The organism is Allobosea sp. P4_C6, assembly GCF_056402015.1.
On sequence record NZ_JBFUIF010000152.1, the window covers coordinates 1 to 3,192 of the forward strand.

The window sequence follows — 3,192 nt, forward strand, 5'->3', positions numbered from 1 at the left end:
CGCTTAGAAAGGTTCGCTCCCGATAATCTTTTTGAGCGCGAGCGCGTCGCCAGCGGCTGCGTATGACGTCGTATTGTCAAAAATGCACCAAGCCATCGATCCCGCGGTTGCGATCATCCGGTTGGCAACCAATTTCAATCGATCTCGCGAATACGACGACCGGTAGATCTCGGGTGAACCGTGCAGACGAATGTAAGTGAGACCTTTCCATCCACCCGGCTCGTCTGCTTCCACAGCTGGCGGCGGATCGGCTGCGACTCTCGAAATCCTGTATTCTCTCAAGAGATCTTCTGCCTCCGCTCCGAACCATGACGCATGTCGGGGCTCCAATACAATATCCACGTCTCGAGGGCGCCGGAAAGCGGACAAGAAACGATCGGCGTCACTGGAAATGAATGTTCGCTTTGGAGGCAGCTGGATCAATACCGGCCCCAGCTTGATGCCCAGGCCGTCCAATTCCGCGAAAAATGCCTCGAGGTCGGACGATATGTCGAGCCAATCGGAATGTGTCACCCACCTCGGCGCTTTCACGGAAAACCGGAATTGGTCTGGCACTGACGTGGCCCATCGCTCGTATGTCGATCTGCGATGGTGCCGGTAGAACGACGAATTGATCTCGGCAGTTGAGAAGACAGTGGCATACCTTTCTAAATGGCTTCCTTCGGCCGGGAAGTTCGGAGCGTGGATTTTGGGGATGGCCCAACCAGCCGTACCGATGAACAATCGACTTTTGAGCGGAATGCCGCTTTGAGACCGCATGATCAACTCGCGGGTCGAAGACTAATGAATAACTCCACAACGCAATGTGGCACGAAGTTCGCCTGAGCCCCTTGACGTTAATCGGATTGCCGAGATGCGCATAATCAGTGTTTGAGGCTCTCGGGAAGGGGCCGCACCCGCTTTTAGAGCAGCGCGAGGCAGGGCTCCACGCGCTCGGGTGGGTTCGACGAAAAGATCGCGCTCGACCTTGCGCCGCTGCGTCACCGGACCTCTGACGACCCCCGCCGCCGGCCCGGCTCTGAGAATCCGACGCGCACACATTGAACACAACCCACGCAACGAACTGAGTCGCCAACGAGCGTCGGAATGATTCGTTCCGTTGCGGAACCCCGCTTGGGGGACATAGGTTGAAGGCCATCAGTTGGTTGCGTGACGGTGTCGCCATGGCCATGTTGCACACACCCATCTTCCCCGCCCCGCCGCCCTCGGCGACGCGTCGCGAGCGTTATCGGGAGACTTGCCAGGACGCCGACGGCAAGCGCTATACGGTCATCGTCTGGCAGGACAGACCAGGCGTTCCGGGCGTCTCCTATTCCCTGGAAGATGGAACGCCGGTTCACTACGAAGACGAGTGCTATTTCGCGACACCGTCCGGGAAGATGCTAACCAGGTGCGACGACTAACCGCGATTCCCACTATCCCCGTGAGAGCCATGCCTGAGAAGCCTACGGTTGAAGTCCCTGTTGTCAAACCGACGAGAATCGAAGTGAGCAGTGACCCCCGCGGTGACGCCACCGTTCATTTCGAGACGGTCGGCAATGCTGATATTCTCCTGGTGTTATCGATGACGGCGCTCGTCGCCCTGGAAGCAATGCTTGCAAAAGCCAGCCAGGAGCAGGCGAAGCATCAGCCGGTTCAATAAGGCGGTGCGCCAACCGACGCGGTGCGACGACTGAACCATGGTGAGAAATTGCACGAGAGCGGATTCCGTCTTCCGCTGACGTGGCGGGGCGAGCACGAGAACGATCTAGAGCATTTTCACGTTATTCCGGCTCATACCCGGCAGCGCTGAAGTAGTTTTTGCATTCGTCGGGAGTGAATGCGTCGAGGACTATTCCGATGGTTCGCCAGAGGCCTTCGACAGTTTGCTCGGCGGCTTTTCGCAGGAGCGCCTTGAGCTTGGCGAAGGCGTTCTCGATTGGGTTGAAGTCGGGACTGTAGGGCGGCAGGAAGACGAGCGTGGCTCCGGTTTCCTCGATGGCCTGGCGCACGGCGTCGCCCTTGTGGGCGGGCAGATTGTGCATGATGACAATGTCGCCTGGTGCCAGCGTCGGGCGAGAACCTGGCTTGCATAGGCCAGGAAGGCCTCGCGGTTCATTGGGCCGTCGAGCACCATTGGCGCGGTCATGCCGGTGAGTCGCAGGCCGGCCACGCAGTCGCGCCATCTTCGTGCGGGCGCCGGTCTCGTCGATGAAGATCAGACGGGCCGGGTCGAGATCGGGTTGGCTGTCGAACCAGGCTTCGCGCCTCTCGCCGATGTCGGGGCGGTCTTGCTCGGCCGCGTGCGCGGTCTTTTTTTGACGGTCAGGCCACGCTGATCGAGGAACTTCCAGAGCGTGCCGATGGCGGCCTTCAGGCCGTGCTCCTCGAGCAGCTTCGCCTGCATTTCGGCCAGCGTGATGTCGCAGTCGGCGTCGATCAGGCCTTGCAGATACGCTCCATGCGGATAGAGCTTGGAGCGCTGCGGCTGACCCTGCTGCCGTGCCGTGCGCTCTCCGGTTTCCCGCGCCCGGCGCGCCCAGACGATCGCCGTCGCGATGCCGATCCTGAACCGATCGGCCGCATGGCGGGCAGGCAGCCCCGCCTCGTTCGCAAATCACCAACATGGGCCGAGCGCGATGCGGGTAGGGGCGAGTCCAGCCGTTTCTGGCTCCCGCAAGGGCAGGCCGGGCTCGATGTCAGGCTCGTAACCGGCCAGGAACCCGAAAAGCGGCTGTCGATCTTGACGGTCGTGGCGTTGTCAGTCGCCAGGCAAGAGCGGTGAAAGGGCGTCGCCCAAGTTGACAGTTCCGGCGTGGATGACGCGTGCCGTGATGCCTCCGAGGCCGCGGACCGCATTGTATCCACCCACCCCGAGGATCTCTTCCATTCGAGAGCAGGGATGGCACTCTCCTGTCGTCTCGAGAATGGCGGAACCGATCCAGAAGCGCTTCTCCTTCAATGCGACGAGGTTGATGCCTTGGGTAACTACGTTACGCCTCAGATCGGATGGCAGCACGTTCGAGCGCCCCAGGTGGCTAGCGATCGCCGCAAGGTGTTCAGCTTGGATCAAAGTTACCTGGCGGCTGCCAGCGACACGAGCATAACGGTCGCCTATCACGCCACCTGCAAGGTCGAAGTCTGCAGTCTCGACCGGGAGCATGGGCTCTCGGCGGCGTGGCCGGATGCCTAGCCAGACAACCTGTCCTGATC

3 protein-coding genes and 1 pseudogene are annotated in these 3,192 nt (G+C 60.7%); 1 reads left to right on the forward strand and 3 read right to left on the reverse strand.

Annotated features, from left to right (window positions below):
- Nucleotides 1-3: 3 nt before the first annotated feature.
- Nucleotides 4-759: a DUF72 domain-containing protein gene (locus AC1DVA_RS27170; RefSeq protein WP_476807956.1), complete on the reverse strand. Its 756-nt coding sequence runs from the start codon at nt 757-759 to the stop codon at nt 4-6.
- 673 nt (nt 760-1,432) lie between these two features.
- Between AC1DVA_RS27170 and AC1DVA_RS27175 the strand changes: the two genes are divergently transcribed.
- Complete coding sequence (locus AC1DVA_RS27175; protein ID WP_265055243.1) at nt 1,433-1,642, forward strand: hypothetical protein; 210 nt, start codon at nt 1,433-1,435, stop codon at nt 1,640-1,642.
- A 121-nt stretch (nt 1,643-1,763) separates the two neighbouring features.
- On the opposite strand, the pseudogene AC1DVA_RS27180 reads toward AC1DVA_RS27175, so the two are convergent.
- Both AC1DVA_RS27180 and AC1DVA_RS27185 read right to left on the reverse strand, forming a co-directional pair.
- Nucleotides 1,764-2,578: pseudogene (locus AC1DVA_RS27180) on the reverse strand (transposase).
- A gap of 162 nt (nt 2,579-2,740) precedes the next feature.
- On the reverse strand, nt 2,741-3,192 hold a 452-nt coding region (locus tag AC1DVA_RS27185; RefSeq protein ID WP_476807957.1), incomplete at its 5' end, for an MOSC domain-containing protein.